This window comes from Plantactinospora sp. DSM 117369, from assembly GCF_053764795.1.
The window spans coordinates 4136014-4157678 of sequence record NZ_CM132446.1; the positions used below are offsets into that span (position 1 = coordinate 4136014).

Annotated in this window: 16 protein-coding genes and 1 pseudogene; 10 read left to right on the forward strand and 7 right to left on the reverse strand. The window is 68.1% G+C overall.

Annotated features, from left to right (window positions below):
* Positions 1-2 precede the first annotated feature (2 nt).
* From ACSMXO_RS17935 to ACSMXO_RS17965, 7 genes are all read left to right on the forward strand, one after another.
* Positions 3-986, forward strand: coding sequence for an ABC transporter permease (locus ACSMXO_RS17935; protein WP_455418637.1), 984 nt, complete (start codon positions 3-5; stop codon positions 984-986).
* A 10-nt stretch (positions 987-996) separates the two neighbouring features.
* The gene (locus tag ACSMXO_RS17940) at positions 997-2181 is read left to right on the forward strand and encodes an ABC transporter substrate-binding protein (protein ID WP_346260291.1); all 1185 of its coding nucleotides are present in this window, start codon (positions 997-999) and stop codon (positions 2179-2181) included.
* 6 nt (positions 2182-2187) lie between these two features.
* Positions 2188-3039, forward strand: coding sequence for a sugar phosphate isomerase/epimerase family protein (locus ACSMXO_RS17945; protein WP_455418638.1), 852 nt, complete (start codon positions 2188-2190; stop codon positions 3037-3039).
* 309 nt (positions 3040-3348) lie between these two features.
* Positions 3349-5739, forward strand: coding sequence for a ricin-type beta-trefoil lectin domain protein (locus ACSMXO_RS17950; protein WP_455418639.1), 2391 nt, complete (start codon positions 3349-3351; stop codon positions 5737-5739).
* A gap of 174 nt (positions 5740-5913) precedes the next feature.
* Complete coding sequence (locus ACSMXO_RS17955; RefSeq protein WP_455418640.1) at positions 5914-6753, forward strand: RNA polymerase sigma factor; 840 nt, start codon at positions 5914-5916, stop codon at positions 6751-6753.
* Between the two features lie 904 nt (positions 6754-7657).
* Positions 7658-9142: an endo-1,4-beta-xylanase gene (locus ACSMXO_RS17960; protein ID WP_455418641.1), complete on the forward strand. Its 1485-nt coding sequence runs from the start codon at positions 7658-7660 to the stop codon at positions 9140-9142.
* 263 nt (positions 9143-9405) lie between these two features.
* Entirely contained in the window at positions 9406-10788 is a 1383-nt protein-coding gene (locus ACSMXO_RS17965) for a glycoside hydrolase family 43 protein (protein WP_346260295.1), read from the forward strand.
* A gap of 460 nt (positions 10789-11248) precedes the next feature.
* Here ACSMXO_RS17965 and ACSMXO_RS17970 read toward each other — a convergent pair whose 3' ends face one another.
* The 4 genes from ACSMXO_RS17970 to ACSMXO_RS17985 form a co-directional block, all read right to left on the reverse strand.
* A complete protein-coding gene (locus ACSMXO_RS17970; RefSeq protein ID WP_455418642.1) occupies positions 11249-12124 on the reverse strand; it encodes a carbohydrate ABC transporter permease in 876 nt (291 codons plus the stop codon).
* Entirely contained in the window at positions 12121-13083 is a 963-nt protein-coding gene (locus ACSMXO_RS17975) for a carbohydrate ABC transporter permease (protein WP_455418643.1), read from the reverse strand. Before ACSMXO_RS17975 ends, ACSMXO_RS17970 begins: the two co-directional genes overlap by 4 nt.
* Before the next feature lie 64 nt (positions 13084-13147).
* Positions 13148-14410, reverse strand: coding sequence for an ABC transporter substrate-binding protein (locus ACSMXO_RS17980; protein ID WP_455418644.1), 1263 nt, complete (start codon positions 14408-14410; stop codon positions 13148-13150).
* Between the two features lie 540 nt (positions 14411-14950).
* On the reverse strand, positions 14951-16474 hold the full coding sequence (locus ACSMXO_RS17985; protein WP_455418645.1) for a non-reducing end alpha-L-arabinofuranosidase family hydrolase: 1524 nt from the start codon (positions 16472-16474) through the stop codon (positions 14951-14953).
* A gap of 1500 nt (positions 16475-17974) precedes the next feature.
* On the opposite strand from ACSMXO_RS17985, the gene ACSMXO_RS17990 reads away from it, so the two are divergent.
* Positions 17975-18853: a formylglycine-generating enzyme family protein gene (locus ACSMXO_RS17990; RefSeq protein ID WP_455418646.1), complete on the forward strand. Its 879-nt coding sequence runs from the start codon at positions 17975-17977 to the stop codon at positions 18851-18853.
* 114 nt (positions 18854-18967) lie between these two features.
* Here the strand turns inward: ACSMXO_RS17990 and ACSMXO_RS17995 are convergent, their stop codons facing one another.
* Both ACSMXO_RS17995 and ACSMXO_RS18000 read right to left on the reverse strand, forming a co-directional pair.
* Positions 18968-19123: a hypothetical protein gene (locus ACSMXO_RS17995; protein ID WP_455418647.1), complete on the reverse strand. Its 156-nt coding sequence runs from the start codon at positions 19121-19123 to the stop codon at positions 18968-18970.
* A 25-nt stretch (positions 19124-19148) separates the two neighbouring features.
* Entirely contained in the window at positions 19149-19523 is a 375-nt protein-coding gene (locus ACSMXO_RS18000; RefSeq protein WP_455418648.1) for a hypothetical protein, read from the reverse strand.
* Positions 19524-19695: 172 nt separating this feature from the next.
* Here ACSMXO_RS18000 and ACSMXO_RS18005 point away from each other — a divergent pair.
* Positions 19696-19926, forward strand: a pseudogene (locus ACSMXO_RS18005) (discoidin domain-containing protein); the annotation flags it as partial.
* A 268-nt stretch (positions 19927-20194) separates the two neighbouring features.
* On the opposite strand, the gene ACSMXO_RS18010 reads toward ACSMXO_RS18005, so the two are convergent.
* Positions 20195-21244 (reverse strand): SMP-30/gluconolactonase/LRE family protein, encoded by a 1050-nt coding sequence (locus ACSMXO_RS18010; protein WP_346262894.1) that lies wholly within the window; start codon positions 21242-21244, stop codon positions 20195-20197.
* Between the two features lie 113 nt (positions 21245-21357).
* Between ACSMXO_RS18010 and ACSMXO_RS18015 the strand changes: the two genes are divergently transcribed.
* Positions 21358-21567: a hypothetical protein gene (locus tag ACSMXO_RS18015; RefSeq protein ID WP_455418649.1), complete on the forward strand. Its 210-nt coding sequence runs from the start codon at positions 21358-21360 to the stop codon at positions 21565-21567.
* Positions 21568-21665: the final 98 nt, after the last annotated feature.

The window sequence follows — 21665 nt, forward strand, 5'->3', positions numbered from 1 at the left end:
CCATGCAGACCGTCCAACGCCCCCCGCTCCCGCTGCGGATCCTGCGGTCCCGCGCCGGTGGCGTCCTGCCGATCCTCACGATCCTCGCGGTGCTGCTGGTGCTCGTCGCCGTCCGGCAGCCCGACTTCCTGGCCCCGCCGTCGCTGATGTCGTTCCTCGGCCGCTCGGCGCCGATCATCCTGCTCGCCGCCGGCCAGTACTTCGTGATCGTCTCCGGCGAGTTCGACCTCTCCGTCGGCTCCCTGGTCACCGCCCAGGTCGTCGTCGCCGCCCGGCTCATCGACAGCGACCCGTCCCGAACCTGGCCGGTGGTACTGGTGCTGCTCGGCGGTGGCGCGTTCGTCGGGCTGGTCAACGGTCTGGTCACGACGCGGCTGCGGGTGCCCTCGTTCATCACCACCCTCGGCATGTTCCTGATCCTCGTCGGCGCGGTGTACCTCTGGTCCGACGGCGCTCCGAAGGGCGGGCTCTCCGAGGAGTTCCGCCGGTTCGGCCGGCGCGCGTTCGAGGACGTACCGGTGCTCGGCCGTCTGCCGTACGCCCTGGTCGTCCTGCTGGTCCTCGCGGTGCTGGCCGTGCTGCTGATGCGTTCCGACTTCGGCCGCACCCTGGTCGCCGTCGGCGACAACCCGCGCACGGCCGAGCTGAGCGGGGTGCGGGTCTGGCGTACCCGGACCGCTGCCTTCGTCCTCAGCGGACTCGCGGCGGCGGTCGCGGCGATCCTCCTCGGCGGCTACAGCGGCGTCTCGTTCCAGGCCGGCGCCGGCCTGGAGTTCGGGGCGATCACCGCGGTCGTCCTCGGCGGCGTAGCGCTGGGTGGCGGTCGCGGTTCGGTGGTCGGCGCGATGCTCGGCGCGTTGACCCTCGAACTGCTCTTCGCCCTCATGAACTTCTACGGCGTCTCCGGCGCCCTCAGATCGACCGTCCAGGGCGCGATCATCCTGTGCGCCGTGGCGGTCTCGGCTTTGCGTTTCTCGTCCAGATAGGGGATTTCCAGTGAAACGTCATTTGGCGGCCGTGGTAGCGGTCACCCTGCTCTCGCTCGTCGGCTGCGCCACCGACGAGCCAGCCGCGACCCCGTCGGGCACCTCCACCGGCGCCACCGGGTCGGGCACGGGGGAGCAGTCGAAGTTCTTCGTGCAGGCCGACTACGACAACGAACTTGCACTGCTCGCCGCCACCCCGACCGGCCCGGCCGACAAGCCGTGGGAGCAGGCGCTCAACCCGACGATGGTGGACACCGCAAAGTTCAAGAAGCCCGGCCCGTACAAGATCTGCTTCTCCAATGCCGCACTGAACAACCCGTGGCGACAGGTCGGGTTCAAGACCATGCAGGCCGAGGTCGAGGCGCAGCGGGGCCGGATCAAGGAGTTCGTCCACGTCGACGCCGAGGGCAAGGACCAGAAGCAGATCGCGGACATCAACGACCTGCTCGGCAAGGGCTGCGACGCGCTCATCGTCTCGCCGAACACCACCGCCACGCTCACCCCGGCCGTCGAGGCGGCCTGCCGTGCCGGCCTGCCGGTCGTCGTCTTCGACCGTGGCGTCAACACGAAGTGCCCGGTGACGTTCATCAACCCCGTCGGCGGGTACGGGTTCGGCCACGTCGGCGCCGAGTTCGTCAGCCAGCAGATGAAGCCCGGCGGCAAGCTGCTCGCCCTGCGGATCCTGCCCGGGGTCGACGTGCTGGAGACCCGCTGGTCCGCCGCGAAGGTCGCCTTCGACAAGGCGAAGGTCGACGTCGTCGGCGTCGAGTTCACCGACGGTGACCCGGCCAAGACCAAGAAGATCGTCGACGACTACCTCCAGCGGCACGGCACGATCGACGGCGTCTGGATGGATGCCGGTGCGGTCGCGGTGGCGGCGGTCGAGGCATTCCAGGACGCGGGCAAGCCGGTGCCGCCGATCAACGGCGAGGACCAGCTCGACTTCCTGAAGATCTGGAAGGACAAGAACCTCACCGCGATCGCACCGACCTACCCGACCTACCAGTGGCGTACGCCCGTCATCGCCGCGCTGCGGATCCTCGACGGCCAACAGGTGTCCAGCCCGTGGAAACTGCCCCAGCCGACAGTCACCCGGGAGAACCTGGACCGCTATCTCGACCCGGACATGCCGCCGCTGCACTACGCCATGTGTGGCTGCACCGACCTGCCCGGTTATCCGCAGCGCTGGAAGTAGGCTCCGTTGCACGCCATCGGTGTCAATCCCTGGGTGTGGGCCTCGCCGGTCGACGACGAGGCGCTGGCCGAGCTGATTCCACGGATCGCCGCGTTTGGCTTCGACGCGGTCGAGCTGCCGATCGAGCAACCCGGCGACTGGGATCCGGTCCGCACCCGGGACCTGCTGGCAAAGCACGACCTGGCTGTGGCCGGCGTCTGCGCGGTCACCCCACCCGGGCGTGACCTCGTGGACGCCGCCCCGGCCGTCGTCGATGCGACGGTGGCGTACCTGAAGGGCTGTGTGGACAGCGCGGCCGTCGTGGGTGCACCGTGCGTCGGAGGACCGGTCTACGCCGCGGTGGGCCGGACCTGGCGGATGAGCCCGACGGCCCGGGCGGCCTGTTACGCGGACTTCCGTCGGGCGTTGGCGCCGGTCGCTGAGCACGCCGGGGAGCGGGGCGTCTCCATCGGTGTGGAGGCGCTCAACCGCTACGAGACGAGCGTCGCCAACACCGTCGAGCAGACGCTGGAGCTGCTCGACGGCTTGCCGCCGAACGTCGGGATCATGATCGACACGTACCACATGAACATCGAGGAGGCCGACCCGTACGCGGCCGTCGTCCTGGCCGGCCCGTACATCAAGCATGTCCAGGTCAGTGGCACCGACCGGGGCGCTCCCGGTGCGGACCATCTCGACTGGCCCCGCTTCTTCGCCGCGTTGGACGCCACCGGTTACCGGGGGGCGGTCTGTATCGAGTCGTTCACGGCTGAGAACGAGACCATCGCCACCGCCGCGTCGATCTGGCGTCCGCTCGCCCCGTCACAGGATCGGCTCGCCCAGGACGGCCTGACCTATCTCCGGCGGATCCTCCGCTGACCCGCCGGCTCTCGCGCTCGCCGACGCCGTGCCGTGGACCGTTGGTCCGGCGGACGCCACCCGGGGACGGCCGCTCCGGGTGGTCCGATCGATTCTTGCAAAAGACATCATTCGTATGATGAACTTCTAGCAGTCGAGTTCACTGGTGTCGCCTCCGCGGCGCGGCGGTCCGTTCCCGGCCCGGCCGCCCGGCCGCGCCTGCTGCCGGTGGCGACTCGTGCTCAGCGCCGACACCCGCGCAGCGTCGAACAGTCACATCTGGACCATCGGCCACACCGCACCACCCCCATTCAGGTAAGGAGACCTCCCGTGTCCGTACCCTCAGTTCCCGCTGCCCGGCGGCGGGTGCTGGTCGGAGCCGCGGCGGCGTTGGCCACCGTGGCCACCGCGACCGTGGTGGCCACCTCGGCCGTCCCCGCGCTCGCGGCCACCACCACCCTGTACGCCTCCCCATCGGGCAGCGGCACCGCGTGCACCGTCGCCGCGCCGTGTTCCCTGACCGGGGCGCAGACCGCGGTCCGATCCCGCACCGGTTCGATGTCCGGCGACATCGTGGTCGAGCTGGCTGACGGGGTGTACCGGCTCAGCTCCCCGCTTCGGCTGACGGCCGCCGACTCCGGCACGAACGGCTACCGGGTGACGTGGCAGGCGGCCCCGTCGGCCCGTCCCGTGATCAGCGGTGCCCGGGCGGTCACCGGCTGGTCCGTCGTCGACGCCGGGCGGAACATCTGGCGGGCCAATGTCGGCGCCGGTGTCGACAGCCGGCAGCTCTACGTCAACGGCGCCGTCGCCACCCGGGCCCGCACCCAGGTCAACCGGGCCGATTTCACCGCGGACAGCACCGGCATGAGGTTCACCAACAGCGCGTTGGGCTATCTGAACAACCTGGCCAACGAGAACCGGATCCAGATGGAGAGCGTCAACTCGTTCACCGATCGGTACGTCTCGGTGCAGAGCATCGGTGGAAACCTGATCACGATGCAGCAGCCGGGTTGGAGCAACAACAACTTCGGGTACGACACCTTCACCAGCCCGCACCGGGCGGGTCCGCTCTACCTGAGCAACGCCTACGAGTTCCTGGACGCGCCCGGGGAGTGGTATCTCGATCCGACGAGCGGTGCCCTGTCCTACATCCCACTCGCCGGCCAGAACATGAGCAACGTCAGTGTGGAACTGCCGACACTCCAGTCCCTGCTGAACATCGGGGGCAGCTACGACGCACCCGCCCACCACATGACCTTCAGCGGGATCACGTTCACCGGAACGAGCTGGCTCGGGCCCAGCAGCAACCAGGGCTACGTGGACCAGCAGACCGGCGCCTACATCGCGGGCAACTGGAGCTGGCCGAGCTTCACCTCCTGCCACAACGGCTGTCCGCAGTTCGAAGCCACCCGGCCGAACTGGCTCCAGTCGCCCGCCGCCGTGCAGGTCTCGGCCGCCAACAACATCACCTTCACCGACTCCCAGTTCGTCAACCTCGGGCAGACGGCCGTCGGCATCGGCAACGACCCCAGCGCCCACGCTAGCGGGGTCGGGCTCGGCGCCAGCAACATCACCATCACCAGGTCCGAGATCGCCCGCAACTCGGCCGGCGGCATCGTCGTCGGCGGCGTGCGCGCGGACGCGCACCACCCCAGCGACCAGCGGATGGTCAACCGGGACATCACCATCAGCAACAACCGGCTCCACGATCTCGGCATAGAACACCGGGGCATCGTGTCGGTGCTGACCACCTACGTCACCAACGCCACCGTCTCGCACAACGAGGTCTACAACATGCCGTACACCGGCATGTCGATCGGGTACGGCTGGGGCTCCAACGACGCCGGGGGCAGCGACCACTACGCCGACCGCGGCCTGTACAACTACCAGCCGCGCTACACCACGGCCACCACCGCGTCCAACAACCGGCTCGTCGGCAACTATGTGCACGACGTCATGCAGCAGATGAACGACGGCGGCTGCATCTACACGCTGTCGGCCAACCCGGGCGGGCTGATCAGCGACAACTACTGCCTGCGGACCAACGGCTACTTCGGGATCTACTTCGACGAGGGCTCCCGCTACTACACCGCCCGCAACAACGTCTTCTCCGCCACCGGCACCTGGGCCACCGCCAACTACTGGTTCGCCGAGAACATGGGCAACTTCACCGTCACCAACAACTGGTCGACCAACGGCAGCACCAACGTCACCAACGGCGACCGGGGCAACGTCGTCTCCGGCAACGTCACCGTGACCAACGGCAACTGGCCCTCCGGCGCCCAGGCCGTAATGACGGCGGCCGGGCCGCAGAGCGGCAGTGGGCAGCAGAACGTGCAGATCGTCGGGGGTCAGTCCGGCCGCTGCCTCGAGATCGGCGGATCGAGTACGACCAACGGCACCCAGGCGCAGCTTTGGGACTGCCACGGCGGGACGAACCAGCGGTGGACGTACACCGCGGGCAAGCAGCTGACGGTGTACGGCAACAAATGCCTGGACGCCAACGGCCAGGGCACTGCCAACGGCACCCTGGCGATCATCTGGGACTGCAACGGCCAGGTCAACCAGCAGTGGAACGTCAACGCCGATGGCACCGTCACCGGCGCGCAGTCCGGGCTGTGCCTCGACGCGAGCGGCTCTGGCACCGCGAACGGCACGAAGGTCCACCTCTGGGCCTGCCACGGCGGCACCAACCAGCAGTGGAACCTGCGTAGCTGACACCAGAGGGTGGGTGGGGCCGGGCCGGGGGCGCGGTCCCACCCACCGGCTTCCTCCGGTGGCGGCTACCTGCGGCGCGGGCCGACCCAAGGGAGCCTCGCGATGCACGAACAAAGTGGATTTTGTCGCTCGCGGGTGGACCTGACCGGGACCTCGCCAACGGGTGTAGGGAGTATGCCAGCCAGCGGGGTTGACGAGACGAACCTGGTCGTGGCCGCACGGGCCGGCGATTCCCGGGCGCTCGACGAACTCTTCGCGGCGTACCTGCCGCTTGTGTACAGCATCGTGCGCCGAGCCTTGGGCGAGCTGTCCGATGTCGACGACGTCGTGCAGGACATCATGTTGCGCGCCCTGCGGGAGCTGCGGGCGCTGCGCTCTCCGGAAAGCTTCCGGCCGTGGTTGGTGACGATCGCGACGCGCCAGGTCAGTACCCACCGGGACCGGCGGCAGGCCGACGCCGAACGGACCGGGCCCCTCGCCGAGGTGACGGAGACGCCGGATGCCGACGCGGAGGGACTGGCCCTGCTCCGCGTGGAGCTTTCCCGCCAGCGGGGGCAGGTGCTACGCGCCAGTTCCTGGCTCGACCGGCACGATCGGAGGCTGCTGTCGCTGTGGTGGCTGGAGACCGCAGGGCTGCTGACCAGGACCGTCCTTGCCGCAACACTGGCAACAAGCGTGGCTCACGCCGGCGTACGCGTCCAGCGCATGCGCAACCGGCTGGAGCTGAGCCGCTCACTCGTCGCCGCGCTGGAAGCGCGGCCCAGGTGCGCACAGCTCAGCGTCGCGCTGGAGGAGTGGGACGGCGTACCGAGCCCGCTGTGGCGTAAACGCATCACGCGGCACACCCGGTCCTGTCCGGTCTGCCCGCGTCGTGGGCAACCGGTTCCCCTCGAGCGGCTGATCGTTGGCCTCGCACTGCTTCCCGTCCCGCTGGCGCTGTCGGCCCTGGTGCTCTGCCCGGCGGATGGGGCCCGCCCGCGGGGGCGGCGGGCCCCGGTCGCCGGTCGGCGATAGTTGACGGCGGTGATGTTGGCCTGCACGGCATCCCCGGTCCTGTTCGTCGGACAGCCGGCAACCATGGCACCGTCGTAGAAGGTGCCGGCGCTGCGGTTCGCTTCTCCGTTGGGTCGCAGCAGTCTCCGCCGCTGCCCGGGACGATGGCGTCGCGCTTCTTCATGGGGCTTGACCTGAACCCGGGTACCGCTGCCGGGTCGACCCGGCCGACGGCTGTGGCTTCGTCCGGACGGTTCCTCGCGGCCCCGGCCCTATCGTCGGAGTAGGTGCCGCCTGGCGTATCGCTACGAGGGGCAAGCCGCGACCATATGCCACCGGTACTCATAACAGGAAACTGCTGTTGTTTTACGCCTCCACCATGTGAACTCTGCGATCGGAAAAGTGTTATTGACGGTGCTGGTCAATAGTCCACACCTGTTGTGAACTGCGCGGTCGTCGGATTTCGCGTAGGCCTCCCGAGTACCTCTTGAAGGATGCAAAACAATCTGGCAATCTCCATACATCGATGTGAGCGCTCTTCTGTCGCCTGGTCTTGGCGCCTCGGACTAGGAGAGTAGAGAGTGTTAGCGCTAACAGACGGGCTGCCGAGTCGCAAGGGAGGATCGATGGGGTACGTGTCATTGAACCTTTTTCAACCTCCCCTTGCGGTCGCACGAACCGCAAGGTCGGACGCGGTGCGTGAGCGCCGCGCGGTTCAGGTTGAAGAAGGTTCACTGGTCACGTCCCCGGCGGCGCGAGGTCCGGCTTACGCCTGGCGCCGCCGCCGGTCTCGCCTGAGGAACGCATCGGCGGCGGACCCGACCGACCTGGCGAACTCACCCTCCGGCCCCGCCGCGCTGGGCCCAACCCCTTCAGGTGGCGACGGACCCCCGCCCCGGTAACGATGTCGAAAGGTTACTGACCGATGAACGAGCTCGGATACCCGACCAGACCTCCCGGGCGACGGTGGTGGACGAGAGCGGTCCTGTCGCTGCTGGCGACCGGGTTGTTCGGGGCCGGCATGGCACTGCAGATCGCCGGTCCCGCCAGTGCCGGCACCACCTTGGGTGCCTCGGCGGCAGAGAAGGGCCGCTACTTCGGCGCGGCCGTCGCGGCCGGCAGGATGGGCGACAACACGTACATGACCATCCTGAACCGCGAGTTCAACAGCGTCACCGCCGAGAACGAGATGAAGTGGGACGCGACCGAGCCGCAACAGGGCCGGTTCAGCTACACGAACGCGGACCGGATCGTCAACCACGCCCGGTCGCGGGGCATGTCCGTGCGGGGTCACACCTTGTTGTGGCACGCACAGCAGCCGGGGTGGGCAGAGGGCATGTCCGGCAGCGCGCTGCGCAACGCCGCGATGAACCACGTCACCCAGGTCGCCACCTACTTCCGGGGGAAGATCCACTCCTGGGACGTGGTGAACGAGGCGTTCGCCGACGGCGGCAGTGGCGGACGGCGGGACTCGAACCTGCAGCGCACCGGGAACGACTGGATCGAGGCGGCCTTCCGCGCCGCGGACGCCGCCGACCCGGGCGCCAAACTCTGCTACAACGACTACAACACCGACGGGATCAACGCGAAGTCCACCGGCATCTACAACATGGTGCGCGACTTCAAGGCCCGTGGCGTTCCGATCGACTGCGTCGGCTTCCAGTCGCACCTGAGCAACTCGGTGCCCGGTGACTACCAGGCCAACCTGCAACGCTTCGCCGACCTCGGCGTCGACGTGCAGATCACCGAGCTGGACATCTCCGGCTCCAACCAGGCCGCCGTCTACGGCACCGTCACCCGAGCCTGCCTCGCCGTGGCCCGCTGCACCGGCATCACCGTCTGGGGTATCCGCGACACCGACTCCTGGCGCACCGGGCAGAACCCGCTGCTCTTCGACGGCAACGGCAACAAGAAGCCTGCCTACGACACGGTCCTCGCCGCCCTCAACAGCGGCAGCGTCCCCAACCCGGGGCAGGTCGACACGACGGCCTGGTACGTGCTGGTGAACCGCAACAGCGGCAAGGCGGTGGACGTCTACAACCAGGCCACGAACGACGGGGCGCGGATCACCCAGTGGGCGCGCAACGACGGTGCGTGGCAGCAGTGGCAGTTCGTGGACTCCGGTGGAGGCTACTACCGGCTGAAGTCCCGGCACTCGGGCAAGGTGCTCGACGTCACCAACGCGTCCATGGCGGACGGTGCCGCGGTCGTGCAGTGGGCTGATCACAACGGAGCGAACCAGCAGTTCCGGCTCGCCGACTCGGCCGGCGGCTACCTCCGCCTGATCAACCGCAACAGCGGCAAGGCCCTGGAGGTGCAGAACGCGGATGTCAACGACGGCGGGAACGTCGTGCAGTACACCGACTGGGGCGGCAACAACCAGCAGTGGCAACTGGTACGTGCCGGATAGGCGGACTGCCAGGACAGGGCAGAGCCAGGCACGCCTCGCAGCCTCGTACGGCAACTCCGCCTGTTGCCGGTCTGCACCGGGCAGGGCCGGAGCGCGGACTCCAGGCACGGCCGGCAGCGGCATCAACGCCGACATGTCCGCTGCCGCCGTGACCTTGGAGGGCCGGCGCGGAGAGGGCAAGCTCCGCGCCGGCCCAGCCGGCGACCACCACCTGCGACGAATCGACCGCGCTTGAGGCGAGCGTGGTTCCCGAGGAGGTAACCATGAAATCCGCAATTTCCGGCCGTGTCGCGGTCAGGCGCGGCGCGGCCTTGATGTCCGCGCTGCTGTGCCTCGCGGTGTTGCCTGGGGTGGCCCGGGCGGACAACCCCATCGTGCAGACCATCTACACGGCCGATCCGGCGCCACTGGTACACAACGGCCGGGTGTACCTCTACACCGGTCACGACGAGGACGGCTCGACCTACTTCACCATGCGCGAGTGGCGGGTCTGGTCGTCGGCGGACATGGTGAACTGGACCGACCACGGCTCTCCGATGAGTCTGGCCACCTTCAGTTGGGCCAGCGCCGACGCGTGGGCTGGGCACACCATCTACCGCAACGGCAAGTTCTACTGGTACGTGCCGGTCAAGAACCGGGCGACCGGCCGGATGGCCATCGGGGTCGGTGTGTCGGAGAGCCCCACCGGGCCGTTCCGAGACGCGCTCGGTCGTCCACTCGTGGAGAACGGGGAGATCGACCCGGCCGCTTTCATCGATGACAACGGGCAGGCGTACCTGTACTGGGGCAACCCCAATCTGTGGTACGTGCGGTTGAACGCCGACATGATCTCGTTCTCGGGCGGCGCGACGCAGATCCCGCTGACGGCGGCGGGATTCGGCGCCCGTAGCGGGAACGCGAGTCGCCCGACCCTCTACGAGGAGGCGCCCTGGGTCTACAAGCGGAACGGGCTGTACTACAACGTCTTCGCGGCGGAGTGCTGCTCGGAGTTCATCGGTTACTCGACGGCCCCTGGGCCGACCGGGCCGTGGACCTACCGTGGGACGGTCATGCCCCGGCAGGGTGGGAGTTTCACCAACCACGCCGGCGTCATCGACTTCAACGGCGGCTCGTACTTCTTCTACCACAACGGTGCTCTGCCGGGCGGCGGCGGCTTCACGCGATCCGTGGCGGTGGAGAGGTTCCACTACAACTCCGACGGCACGATCCCGACGATCAACATGACCGCGACGGGAGCTCCGCAGGTCGGGACGCTGAACCCCTACGTTCGGCAGGAGGCCGAGACGATCGCCTGGGAGACCGGTGTGGAAACCGAGCCCGCCAGCGAAGGGGGCATGAACGTCGGCTGGATCGAGAACGCGGACTGGATCAAGGTCAAGGGTGTGGCCTTCGGCGCCGGCGCCGGCTCCTTCAGCGCCCGAGTGGCCTCGGCAACCAGCGGCGGCCGCATCGAGCTGCGGCTGGGCGGTACCAACGGCACTCTCGTGGGCACCTGCACCGTGCCGGGTACCGGAGGCTGGCAGACCTGGACGACCGTCACCTGCCCGGTAAGCGGCGCGGCCGGCACCCACGACCTGTACCTGCGGTTCGTCGGCGGCAGCGGCTACCTGCTCAACATCGACTGGTGGCAGTTCCAGCAACGGTAGTGAGTTGGCGCCGACCACGGCAACACGGGCGACAACAACCTCGCCCGCGACGCCGTCAGCGCACCGTCGATCCCTGGTCCGGCCGTCGCAGTCACGGCAATGCTCGTACTGACGGCGGCCGGCACGGCGCTGACCGGCGGCTTCAGGAGTACTGTGGCGGCTGCGGAGGTCGCCGTCGCCGGCGCGCCACCTGGCACCACGTTTCCCGCAACGCCGATCGGGAGCGATCGCAATCCCACCTCGGCGGTACGCACCGCCGTACCCTGGCTTCAACCTCCCCCTGCGGTCCGGCGGACCGCAAGGTCGGACGCGGTGCGTGAGCGCCGCGCGATCCAGGTTGAAAGGTTCAGTGTCGGTGTCGATGAACTCGTGGACCGGTGGTTTCGTGGCCACGGTACGGGTGACCGCCGGTCCGGCCGGCACCAGGGGAGTGGACGGCCACCGAGTTCGGGTTCCTTGGTCAGCCTTTGAACGCACCTTCCATGATTCCCTGCACCAGGCGCCGCCCGACGAAGACGAACAACACCAGCAGCGGCAGCGTGGCCAGGAACGAGCCCGACATGGCCAGGCCCAGGTCGATGTCCCGGCTGTTCTGCAGGGCCTTGATGGCGATCTGGACGGTGTACCGCTCCGGGGACTTCAACACGATGAACGGCCACAGGAAGTCGTTCCAGGCGTTGACGAACCCGAACAGTCCGAGGACGAATGCCGCCGGGCGGACCAGCGGGAACGCGATGCGCCAGAAGATCTGCCAGGTCGTCGCGCCGTCCACCCGGGCGGCGTGCAACAGGTCGTCGTCGATGATGCTGCTCATGTGTTGCCGCATCCAAAAGATGCCGAAGGCGCTCACCAGCCCGGGGACGATCAGGGCCTGCAGGGTGTCCACCCAACCGAGTTGCGACATGATGAGGTACTGCGGGATGACGGCCAGCTGGGCCGGTACGGTCATGGTCAACACGACGATGAGGAACAGCGTGTTGCGGCCCGGGAAGTGCAGCTTGGCGAAGGCGAAGCCGGCCAGCGCGCACAGCACCGCCTGGCCCACGCCGATTGCGGTGGAGACGATCAGGCTGTTGGCGAGTGCCCGCACGAACGGCACGGTGTCGAAGACCAGATTCGCCAGGTACAGGAAATTGCCGCCGGGCAGGACGTGTGGTGGAAGGCTGGTCGCGGTGGCCGTGTCCGTCGTGGACACCACGAACATCCAGTAGAGCGGGAACACGCTGAGGAACACCATGACGCCGAGCGCCGCGTACGCCACGAACGGGACCCGGTTGACGCTGCGTCGGCGGTGCGGTGCCCGTTCGGTGGTCGACAATGTGGATGCGGGGTTCATGGGCGCTCCGAGCGGGTCCGGGTGACCAACAGGTAGTTGATCGCGGCGACAATCACGACCATGACGAACAGCGCGACGGCGATCGCCGCGCCATAGCCGAAGTGGAACCGGCCGAATCCCTGCTCGTAGAGGAAGAGGGTGAGGGTCTGGCACTGCCGTGCCGCTCCACAGGTAAGTCCACCCACCGGGTTGACCAGCAGTGGCTCGGTGAAGATCTGCAGCCCACCGATCGTCGACGTGACGACGGTGAACACGATGATCGGCCGCAGAGCGGGGATGGTGATGTGGCGGAACTGCTGCCAGCCGTTGGCGCCGTCCACGGCGGCGGCCTCGAACAGCTCGCGGGGAACTGCCTGAAGCGAGGCGAGATACAGCAAGGTGTTGTATCCGGTCCACCGCCAGGCGACCATCGCGGCGATCATGAGGTGGCTACCCCACACCGACGCCGTGAAATCGACGTGCTCGAAGCCCAGCAGTTCGAGAAACCAATTGAGCATGCCGTAGTCGCGGTCGAAGAGTTGGGCGAAGACGATGGTCGTCGCCGCCACGGAGGTGATGTAGGGAACGAGCACCGACATCCGGAACAGCGTGGCCGCCCGCAGCCGTACGTGGTTGAGCAGGTGCGCCACGCCGAGCCCGAGCAGCAACTGCGGAACCGTCGACAGGACCCAGATGCTGAACGTGTTGCGCATCGCGCCCCAGAACCGGGGGTCATCGACGAGCTGAGAAAAGTTGGCCAGCCCCACGAAGTGCCGTTCGCCGATGGGGTCCCAGTCAAACAGGGCGACATAGAACGTGAACAGCAGCGGGAAGAGACCGAAGACGAAGAAGATCAGGAAGAACGGCGCCACATAGGCGTAGGGCGCCAGTCGCTCGCGCAAGCCCTGCTGGACGTGCCGGTACCGGGTTGGCCGTGAGGTGGCCTCCGCGGCCGTGGCCGGGCTGAGCGTGGTGGTCACAGCGGTTACCTTCCCGACGTGCGGCGGTCGGCTCGGCGCCGACCGCCGCGCACCAGTCGTCCGTTCAGCCGCGGAGGGCATTCTTGACGTTGGTCAGCGCGGTGTTCCACGCGTTGGCCGGGTCGACCTTGCCCTGCTCGACGCTGGTGAGGGTGTTGAGCAGTTCGGATCCGATGGCGGCGTCGTCGGGACCGATATAGAACGGCTTGATGTTCACGACGGACTGGGTGTAGATCTTGCCGATCGGTGCGCCGGAGAAGAACGGGTCGGTCTTGCCGATGAGCTGCGCGTCGGAGTAGACGGACGGTGTCGTGGGCAGTGACCCCTGCGACAGGAAGTGGGCGAGCTGTCCGGCCGGTGACTGCATCTCGGCGATGTAGGCCCACGCTGCCTTCGGATTCTTGGCACGCTTGGGGATGGCGAGATAGCTACCGCCCCAGTTGCCCGAGCCACCGGGGATGGTGGCGATATCCCACTTGCCGGCGGTACCGGGCGCGTTGGTGCGGATGGAGGTCAGCATCCACGACGGCGCGGACACGACGGCGAAGTCACCCTTGCTCATGCCCGCTGTCCACCCGGTCGAGAACGTGCTCTGCTTGGCGGAGATGCCTGTCGCGGAGACCTTCAGCGTCAGGTCGAATGCGGCCTTGACCTGTGGGTTCCGGTCGTACGACAGCTTGTGGCCCGCGTCGTAGTAGCGCTCTGTGCCCTGGTTGACCGCCTGGAAGAAGATGCTCGTCGGCGTGTTGTCCAGGAATGGCTTGCCGGTCGCCTGGACGTACTGCTTGCCGACCTCCGTGAACGCGTCCCAGTTCGGCCACAGCTTGGATACCTGGTCCCGATCGGTGGGCAGACCGGCAGCTTGGAACAGGTCCTTGCGGTACGCGATCGCCATGCCGCCGACGTCGGTCGGTATCCCGACCACCTTGCCGTCCTCGGTCATCGACTGCTTCATCACCCAGTCGAGGTAGTCACCCTTCATCTTGTCGGCGCCGAGAGTGGAAAGGTCCACGAAGTTCTCCGGGGACTGCATGAACTTCGGCAGGTCGTCACCCTGGATCAGCACGAGGTCGGGCACCTTGCCGCCGGCCAGTGCCGCGGTGAGCGCCTGGGCGGTCTCGCTCGTGCTGCCCACCTCGGTGAGCTTGATGGGCACGTCCGGGTGTGCTTTCGTGTAGGCCTCGACGTCGGCCTTCTGGTTGATCCCGGTGAACGACCAGAACTCGAACCCAGACGAACCGGAGTCGCCGTCCGATCCTCCCGAACAGCCGGAAACCAGCATCACGGCTGCGGCGAAGACGGCTGCGGTGGTGATGACGCGCTTCACGCGGCCCTCCATACGGTGTGCGGTCCGGCGGTCTGGCGTGACCGCAATGAACCAGGTGAATCAGCTACCGGCCGGTACATCGCCTGGCGGAGATGATGACTTGCCCACCTGCGACTCGGGTGCGAGCCACGGCCCCATCGGCATGGCGTTCGCGACGAAGCCGAATTCAAGACTTCGATTGATATCGATCTATTTCGTATGACGTATGAGGATACTCACCACCACACACATCGTCAACGACCTGCCAGTGCTGAGGCTAGATTTCAGTCGTGACCTGCGACGTCAGTAGCCTGCTCGGCCCTTCGCCGGCACCGGCGTCCGGGCAGCCCTGGGCGGCCTAACGCTCCCCGGCCCCTCGCTCGGAGATCAGGACGGTCTCGCTCTCTGCGTGACCCGGGCGGGCTCGGCCTTGCGCCGAGCCCGCCGCTCCAGTTCCGCCCCATCCTGATCGCGAACCGTGACAACGCTCACCCGAATCGGCCTGCGCCGTTGTCGGTGGACGTCAGGAACACCCGAGCCGGACCTGGGTGTCACGCGCCGCTAGCGCTGTAGTGTCAGCAGGCCCGGCCGGTAGGGCAGCAGGCCGTAGTCGCCGCCGGAGTTGGGGGAACGGCCCTGGTAGAGCAGTTGCAGGTTGCAGGGGTCGACGGTCATGGTCTGATCGGCGTTGCTGCGGATCAACTCGCCGTGGCTGATGTCGTTGGTCCAGGTGGCGCCGCTGTTGGCCTTGCCAGCGAAGGGGTTGCTCTCGGTCGCGGCCTGCGGGGTCCACGAACCGTTCAGGCTGGTGGCTGTGAACGAGCGGAAGTAGCGCCCCTGCGAGCCGATCGCCTCGACGAGCATGAGGTACCGGTTCTGACCCTGGAGCTTGTAGACCTGAACTCCTTCGAACAGGTTGTTCGTCGAGTCACTCATGATCACCGTCGACGAGGAGCCGAAGCTTCCCGGGAAGTTCCCGATCGGCATGCTGGCCCGGTAGATCCGGCCGTTGTCCCCGGCGAAGAACAGGTACATGTTCGAGCTGTCGCCGATGACCGCCTGGTCGATGGGACCCGTACCGGAGTCGGAGATGCTTCCGGAGAAGAGCGTCTGCGGCGACGACCAGCCGTTCGCGTTGGTGGGGTCGCTCGACGTCCGGTAGGAGAAGGCGGGCCCGCCCCACTGATAGGCCAGTACCCAGATGTTCCGCGGGGCGAAGTAGAAGAGCGATGGCGCAACAGTGGACGAGGACATCGCGTTCTGACTGGCCGAGCCCATCTCGGACCAGTTCGAGAAGAGGCCGAAGTTCATCGAGCCCCAGGTCGTTCCCGTGTCGTGCGTCGTGGCGTACACGAGGTGCCTGCCGTTGTAGGGGGCGTAGGTGAAGTCCTTGAGCGAGACCCACCCCGACCTCGGGGTCGCCAGTTGGCCCGTCGATGACCAGCGGTACGACGACGGAAGATTGCACGTGCCGGTCGGCGGCGGTGTGGTCGGGTTGCCGCCACCGTCGACGCGGACGAGTTGCCACTGCTGGTTGTTGCCGTTCCAGTCGTCGTACTGCACGATGTTTCCGCCGTCGGTGGTCGAGGCGCCCTGTACCTCCACCACCTTGTTGCTGTTCCGGTTGATCAACCGGACGTAGCCACCGTCGGAGTCGGCCAACCGGAACTGCTGGTTGGCTCCGTTGCCGTCGCTCCACTGCACGATGCTGGCACCGTTGGCGGTCGACCAGTTGTAGACGTCCAGCACCTTGCCGGAGAGCCGCGACCGCAACCGGTAGTAGCCGCTGCCCGAGTCCACGAACTGCCACTGCTGCTGGTTGCCGTTGTTCCGCGCCCACTGCACGATCCGGGCACCGTCATTCGTGGCCAGGTTGTACACGTCCAGCGCCTTGCCACTGTTGCGGTTGATCAAGACATACCATGCGTTCGTGTCGACTGTCGCCGCGGCGGCGGGTGTGGACAGCACCACCGCGGCGGCACCACCGAGCACCACCGCCGCCACGCCAGCGGCGACGACCCGCGTCAACCACCCACGCCGCCGCGACGGCGGCACGCTCGATGGAGACCCACCAGAGACGAACATGATCCTCCTCCAATGACCAAGAGCCGACCGGTCTACCCCGAAGATGGATGTGCCGCCACACATGACCGGCGCGTGCCTCGAAATGTGCGCGCCAACTGGCGTCCGCGCGCCGTCACGCACGCCTGATCCAAGGGCCGACGAAGCAGGCTCGCCCGGTAAGCCACAGGCGTCGTCGTCCCTGACCATCGACTGTGAGCGATAACATGACGTTCGTCAAGTCGTAACGCCCCCGCGTTCACCGGCCGGGTGGCGCACCACAGCCACCGGACAAAGAGGTACACGGGCATGCGGACGCGAAACCCGACCAATGCGGAGTCCGCCTCGGGCAGGACTTTCGACGGGTGCGGTTCATAACACTTTCTCGACGCCTGTGACGCGAAGTGACGAAGAGCAGAACATCACAGCAGTTTTCTGTTACGAGAACCGGTGACGCGCAGTCGCGGGCCGCCCCACCTGCTGAGCGTCCGGTGCGTACGCCCGAGCGACGGCCAGCCCACCGACGGCGGCGGGGCCTGGCCGGAGCCGTTTCGACGAAAGCCGCTGCCGGCGGACGGCCAACTCGGCGACAGGAGCTGTTCGGCCCGGGCAGGATTCGTGGTTCACGCCGGACGCCGCAACGGAGAAGATACGGTCGAGCGCGATTCCGGTGACCCATGTCGGAGGTACCCATTATCCGACTCTCCAGAAATGCCATCCTGCGGTTCATGGCGCGACCCAGGATGTTATCGTTCACATCGAGATCGGCCTATGGGTGGGCCCGACCCGGCGCGACGCCGGCTGCGGGTGCACGGCGCGGCTTTGCCCGAGTGGAAGGGGACGGCAACCTCCCGGGTCAGGAGCCGGCCCGGTTCTCCGCCCCGGTTGCGACGTCCAATGGCCAGTTCGATCAGGTTGAAGATCTGTGGGCAGCTCGAGGCGGGCCAGGGACAGCCTAGTTTTCATCGTGCCGCGGCCGGTTGGTCGTCCGGCACGCCCCGTAGGAGCGTTCCGCGGTCTCCGCTGGTCCATCACCGCCTTCACCCTGGCGAGGGCCCGGCCGCAGCTCGCCAACGCCGCCCGAGGCGGCGAGCGTCCAGACCGCGCCGACCCGAGGATCACACGGGTCGCCGTTACCTGCCTGGGTCGCGCAGGTAGCGCAGCACCTCGGCCACCGAGTCACCGCCTACCAGCTCGATCACCCGCATACCCGCGCCGCCTCCCGGGTTGTCGATCTCCGCCGACCAGCGGTACCGGCCGGCGGGTCCGCGTCAAGATCACACAGCTCGGCCGCGGGGCGGCGGGCGGCCGGCCCGTCAGCCGGTCGAGTCGGCGTATGATGGCCGCCGACCGCTCCGAGCTGCCCCGACCTCGCCGAATTCCGGAGCGGACGAGCCCGGGAACAGACAGGAGGCCGGCGAATTGAGTCAGTGCTGCGGCCCGCCCAGAGAGCCCGGTCAGCCGGCGCTGGCCACGGTCGACCTCGACGTGCCGCGGCGGGACCCCGGCCAGGTGGCGAGGGGCATGATCGCGATACCGGCCGGGTCGTTCTGGATGGGCGGCGACGATGCGGACGCGTTCCCCGCGGATGGGGAGGGCCCGGTGCGCGAGGTGCAGGTGTCGGCCTTCCGGATCGACCCGAAGGCGGTGACCAACGCCGCCTTCGCCGCGTTCGTGAAGGCCACCGGCTATCTGACGGAGGCCGAGCGGTTCGGCTGGTCGTTCGTGTTCCACAAGTTCGTGGCCGAGCCGGCCCGGGGCGCGGTGCTGGACGCCCGGGTCCCGGGAGCGCCCTGGTGGCTGGGTGTAGAGGGGGCGGACTGGCGGCACCCGGAGGGCCCCGGTTCGCACGTGGGCCAACGCGGGAACCACCCGGTGGTGCACGTCTCGTGGGCCGACGCGACGGCGTACGCCACCTGGGCCGGAAAGCGGCTGCCCACCGAGGCGGAGTGGGAGAAGGCCGCTCGCGGCGGCCTGGACCGCAAGCGGTACCCGTGGGGGGACGAGTTCACTCCGCGCGGGCAGCATCGGTGCAACACCTGGCAGGGGCGGTTTCCGGCCAGTAACACCGGCGAGGACGGCCACCTCGGCACTGGGCCGGTGAACGCCTACCGCCCGAACGCATTCGGCCTCTACAACATGTCCGGCAACGTGTGGGAGTGGTGTGCGGACTGGTTCAGCGTCGACTGGCACGCCGCGCCGTCGGAGGCCACCCGGGTCGATCCCCAGGGACCGCCCACCGGTGACAGCCGGGTGATGCGCGGCGGCTCCTACCTGTGCCACGTCTCCTACTGCAACCGGTACCGGGTAGCTGCCCGCACCCACAACACTCCGGACAGTGCCAGTGGCCACCTCGGCTTCCGGTGCGCCATCGACGAACCGGACGCCCAGCCCAGGGGGTGAAGTCCAGGTTCTACCAGTCCCGGCACTGCCCGGTGACGGCGCCGGACACCCTGTCGGGCGCCCCGCTGGCACCGGGGGCGGGCCCGTTCCGGCCTCGGGCCGGGCTACGAGCGCTCATCCCGCCAGCCTGGCGGGCTGGATGACCGGGGCCGGCTTGCCGGCGGCGAGGATGAATTCGGTCGGCTGCTGGCGGAGCTGATCGGCGATCGACGCGTGCGACGGTTGGCCGGCCGGGGCGGTCGGGGAACGCGTCGGTCGGGCGGGTTCCACTGGTGTTCTCCCGTCGTACGGGGTGTTACGGGCTGAGTACGGCTAACGGTTCCGGCTGCCGGTTGAGTTCGGGTATCAGCGCCTTGGTGTCGTCGAGCCAGCGCGACAGCGGTTCGCGTAGCCGGGCGGCGACCTCGGGGCGCCGGGCAGCGAGATCGATCTGCTTGGCGGGGTCGCCAAGGATGTCGTGCGGCCGGGTGGGATCGCCTTCGAACGACGCGATCAGTTTCCACCGGCCGTCCCGGATCGCGGCCGACGGACACCCGACCTGGTTGCTGTAGTGCGGGTAGTGCCAGAAAAGCGGGCCGCGTGCGAACGGCTCGCCGCGCCAGGCCGGTCCGAAGTCCACACCGTCGATGTGCTGCTCCCGTATGGGGGGCAGGCCGGTGGCGGCCAGCACCGCCGGGTAGAAATCGGACCCGTCACCGGCTCGCTGATCCGCGTACCGGCGGCCACCACCCCGGGCAAGATGACGATGGTGTCCCCGGCGTCGCCGGTGCGGTCGAGGGCGTCGAGCAGCCGGCCGATGTCGCTGTCGAGGTTCTCCACCAGGACGTGGAAACTCGGCCCCACGGCCGTACCGCGTGCGGACCTCTCTGGACGGCAGGCGGTGGACGACCGTGCGGTCCGAAGTGGCTGCACCGAAGTCAGACAACATCCCGGCGGTCACGCCGACGCGGGCGCGCTATGTGCGGCTACGCGTCACCCAGGGGTGGTACCCCAGCCAGCCTGGTCACAACACTCGACTGGCCGAGTTCGCCGGCTACCCGGACCCGGCCATCGAGCGGGGAGGTCGACGTTGACTCTCGCCACAAGACCCCGCTGCACCCTGGCTGCGGCCTGCACCGTCGTCGCGTTCGCGTCGGTCGCCGGGGAGGTGCCGCGCGACAAGCCGTTGGACGAGGTACCGGCCTCGCGGAACGGCGCGGACATCACCGGCTCCTTCCGGGCCGACGCGGACGCACACACTTTCACCGGCCTGGTCGACCGGCTCCGCCCGGAGACGATCGCCCCGGTTGCCGCAACCCGGTGCCCCGGCATCGGAGTGGTTGGTCGAGCTGCCCCTGTCCGTCAGTATGGCGATCCCGGCACGTTGAGTTCGACCTGGTACAGACCGAAGTTGCCCCACGTTCCGGAGGTAATGAACAGGGTCCGGCCGTCGGGGCCGCCGAACGCGGCGTTGGTGGTGTTCCGGCCTGCGGAGATCGTGCCCAGCTTTTCGCCGGTGGGTGCGAAGACGTGGATCCGGCCGTCGTTGTAGGACGCCCAGTAGATGTTGCCGGCGCAGTCCACCGTGGCGCCGTCCGGGCCGGCCAGGCTCGCGAACACGGTGCGTTCGCTAGCGCTGCCGTCCGGCAGCAGGTCGTACCTGAAGATGGTGTTGTCGGCGTTGCCGCCTACGTAGAGGGTCGTCTCGTCCGGCGACAGCACGACGCCGTTGGGCTGGGCCACGGTGCCGTCGACGAGGAACACCTCACCGTCGTTCACCCGGAAGACCCCTGTCATCCCGGCCAGTTCGTCCGGCCGGTTGCCGCGTTGGAAGTTCGGGTCGGTGACATAGATGGTCCCGTCGGCGCGGACTGTGAGGTCGTTCGGGGAGTTGAACCGTCGTCCCTGGAAGCCGCTCGCCAGTAGGCTGCGGCTTCTGTCGGACAACAGGTATGACGACACGCTGCGCTGGTCGTGCGTGGCGGCGACGATTCGGGTGCCGTCTCCGGTCAGGGCCAGCCCGTTGCTGCCGGCGTTCTCGAGGAACACGTCGAACGTGGCCGGCGGAGTGAACCGGCGGATCGTTGAAGGCTGCACGTTCTCCGGGCCCGTACCGCCGCGCAGGTCGGAGAGGAGCAGTTGGCCCGACCCGGCGAGCCAGACCGGTCCCTCCAGGAAACTGAAGCCGCCGCTGATCCTCGTGGCCGCTACGGTGGCGGCGGGCAGCGGTGACGGGTAAGAGGCGCCCGGGGTGCAGGGACCAGTCGGGCCAGCGAGGACTTTGGCCGGGTCGCCGGCGCTCACGGTGTCACCGGCATCCGCCGGGTCACGGGTGACCGTGGTGCTGATGGTCAGGGCCGTCAGCAGCGTCAGGGCGCCGGCCAGGGCGGCGCGGGCAGATCGTCGGGGCATTGGTCGATTCCAATCAGGGGGTGGGACCTGTCAGGGGTGGGACCTGCTCTTTCGTAGGGCCGGCGCGGACTCCAGCGTCCGGCCGGTGGGTCGCGGTGTAGCAGGTAGCCGTCGTGCGCGCGGTGATCAGTTGGGCCTTCGCGGCGCCGTCCGACCGGCTGGCAAAGGTGTACGTGCGGTTGCGCACCGTCTGCGGGATCACCACGCTCACCGTGCTCACCGAGTCCAACGGTCCCTGGGTCAAGGTACGGGTCAATGCCGTTCTCCGGTGCGGACCGCCCACCGCCAGCGGCGCTGGCCCGCCGCGGTCAGCGCGAGCGTGAACATGCCCGACCGGGTCCATCAGCGTGCACGCATGGTGCCTCCCCGCGAGCCACGTCTATCGACATCTATGTATACACGATGCCATCGGGGGTGGTGC